The organism is Pseudomonas sp. Pseusp97, from assembly GCF_047304025.1.
Taxonomy (GTDB): Bacteria; Pseudomonadota; Gammaproteobacteria; order Pseudomonadales; family Pseudomonadaceae; genus Pseudomonas.
In genome coordinates, this window is record NZ_JBGLYK010000381.1 from 1 (window position 1) to 2,759 (window position 2,759).

The window sequence follows — 2,759 nt, forward strand, 5'->3', positions numbered from 1 at the left end:
AAAAAAAAAAACTCGTCGGCCAAAAACCCCACTCTTCTATAACCCAAAACCCCCCCCGCCCCCTCCCGCGGCCCTTTCCCGCCCCCCTACGGGATACCTCGGAGTCAGAACAACAATGAGCTACGACTCGATCTTCAAACCCGGCCTGTTCGACGGCCAGACCATTATCGTCACCGGCGGCGGCAGCGGTATCGGCCGTTGCACCGCCCATGAACTGGCGGCCCTCGGCGCCCACGTGGTGCTGGTCGGGCGCAAGGCGGAAAAGCTGGAGAAGACCGCCGGCGAAATCATCGAGGACGGCGGCAGCGCCAGCTGGCACAGCTGCGACATCCGCGACGAGGAAGCGGTGAAGGCGCTGGTGGCGCAGGTCATCGCCGAGCGCGGGCCGATCCATCACCTGGTCAACAACGCTGGCGGCCAGTACCCCGCGCCGCTGGCCTCAATCAACCTGAAAGGCTTCGAGGCGGTGGTGCGCACCAACCTGGTGGGCGGCTTCCTGATGGCCCGCGAAGTGTTCAACCAGAGCCTGAGCAAGACCGGCGGTAGCATCGTCAACATGCTCGCCGACATGTGGGGCGGCATGCCCGGCATGGGCCACTCCGGCGCCGCCCGCGCCGGCATGGAGAACTTCACCAAGACCGCCGCCATCGAGTGGGGCCACGCCGGAGTGCGGGTCAACGCCGTGGCGCCGGGCTGGGTCGCCTCCAGCGGCATGGACACCTACGAAGGCGCGTTCAAGGCAGTGATCCCGACCCTGCGCGAGCACGTGCCGCTCAAGCGCATCGGCACCGAGTCGGAAGTCTCCGCCGCCATCGTCTTCCTGCTCTCCCCCGGCGCCGCCTTCATCAGCGGCAACACGATCCGCATCGACGGCGCCGCCAGCCAGGGCAGCCGTGCCTTCCCGCTGGCGAAGGGCAAACCGGGGCAGAGCCGTTCCTACAACGGTTTCCACCGCGCCTACCTGCCCGACGTGCTGAAGGATCAGGAGTAAGCGATGCCCGTCATCCAATCCGAAGTCGATCCCCAGGGCGACGACTTCGCCCGCAACCGCGAGGCCATGCTGGCCGCCGTGGCAAGCTTCCGCGAAGTCGAACAGAAGGTGCTGGACAAGGCCGCCGAGGCCAAGCCGAAATTCGACAAGCGCGGCCAGCTGCTGCCGCGCGAACGCCTGAACCTGCTGCTGGACGCCGGCGCGCCGTTCCTCGAGATTTCCTCGCTGGCCGGCTACAAGCTGCATGACGACAAGGACGGCACCCAGGCCGGCGGCGGCATCATTTCCGGCATCGGCTACATCGCCGGGGTGCGCTGCCTGGTGACCGCAAGCAACAGCGCGATCAAGGGCGGCACCATCTCCCCCACCGGGCTGAAGAAGACCCTGCGCCTGCAGCAGATCGCCCTGGAGAACAAGCTGCCGGTGGTGGCGCTGACCGAGAGCGGCGGCGCCAACCTGAACTACGCCGCGGACATCTTCGTCGAGGGTGCGCGCGGCTTCGCCAACCAGGCGCGCATGTCGGCGGCGGGCATTCCGCAGATCACCGTGGTGCACGGCTCGTCCACTGCCGGCGGCGCGTACCAGCCGGGGCTGTCTGACTACGTGGTGGTGGTGCGCGGCAAGGCCAAGATGTTCCTCGCCGGCCCGCCGCTGCTGAAAGCCGCCACCGGCGAGATCGCCACCGATGAAGACCTTGGCGGCGCCGAACTGCACGCCCAGGTCGCCGGCACCGCCGAGTACCTGGCGGAGAACGACGCCGACGGCGTGCGCCTGGCTCGCGAGATTCTCGCCGCGCTGCCGTGGAATGCGCAGCTGCCGGCGCGCCCGAAGAAGGACTGGGACGCCCCGCTGTACCCGGCCGAGGAACTGCTCGGCGTGGTCCCGGCGGACGCGAAGAAGCCCTATGACGTGCGCGAGATCATCGCGCGCATCGCCGACGGTTCGCGCTTCCTCGACTTCAAGAACGAGTTCGACAGCCAGACCGTCTGCGGCCACCTGCACATCGAAGGCCACGCCTGCGGCCTGATCGGCAACAACGGCCCGATCACCCCGCAGGGCGCAGCCAAGGCGGCGCAGTTCATCCAGCTGTGCGAGCAGAGCAACACGCCGATCCTGTTCCTGCACAACACCACCGGCTTCATGGTCGGCACCGAATCCGAGCGCCTGGGCGTGATCAAGCACGGTTCGAAGATGATCCAGGCGGTGGCCAACGCCATGGTGCCCAAGCTCACCCTGGTCGTCGGCGGCTCCTACGGCGCCGGCAACTACGCCATGTGCGGCCGCGGGCTGGACCCGCGCTTCATCTTCGCCTGGCCCAACAGCCGCACCGCCGTGATGGGCGGCGCCCAGGCCGGCAAGGTGCTGCGCATCGTCACCGAGGAGAAGCACGCCAAGGAGGGCAAGGAACCCGACCCGAAGATGCTCGACATGCTCGAACAGATGACCGCGCAGAAGCTCGACGCCCAGTCCACCGCGCTCTACGGCACGGCGAGCCTGTGGGACGACGGGCTGATCGACCCGCGCGACACCCGCGTGCTGCTCGGCTACCTGCTGGACATCTGCGCAGAGGCGGCCGTGCGGCCGCTGAAGGGTAATAGTTTTGGGGTAGCGAGGTTCTGATCGGGAATTGGGAGAGTGGGCAAAAGCCCCTCTCCCGCCGCCCACAACCCCCAACGGGCGGGGGGCCGGCGGCGGGTTTGTGGATGGAGGGAGAGGGGGGGGGGACGGGGGAGGGACCCCACCGCCGAAGGGCGGGGGTGGGGTTGGG

The 2,759-nt window shown here is 68.1% G+C and carries 2 protein-coding genes; both read left to right on the forward strand.

Going from position 1 to position 2,759, the window contains the following annotated elements; translation table 11 throughout:
* The first annotated feature begins 115 nt into the window (after positions 1-115).
* On the forward strand, positions 116-991 hold the full coding sequence (locus ACCC94_RS29100; protein ID WP_413353051.1) for an SDR family oxidoreductase: 876 nt from the start codon (positions 116-118) through the stop codon (positions 989-991).
* A gap of 3 nt (positions 992-994) precedes the next feature.
* A complete protein-coding gene (gene atuC, locus ACCC94_RS29105; RefSeq protein WP_413353052.1) occupies positions 995-2,611 on the forward strand; it encodes a geranyl-CoA carboxylase subunit beta in 1,617 nt (538 codons plus the stop codon).
* The last annotated feature ends 148 nt before the right edge of the window (positions 2,612-2,759 follow it).

Excerpts from the sequence above, each read along its gene's own strand:
- ACCC94_RS29100 (WP_413353051.1), top strand. The coding sequence starts at position 116 with ATGAGCTACGACTCGATCTTCAAACCCGGCCTGTTCGACGGCCAGACC.
- atuC (WP_413353052.1), top strand. The coding sequence starts at position 995 with ATGCCCGTCATCCAATCCGAAGTCGATCCCCAGGGCGACGACTTCGCC.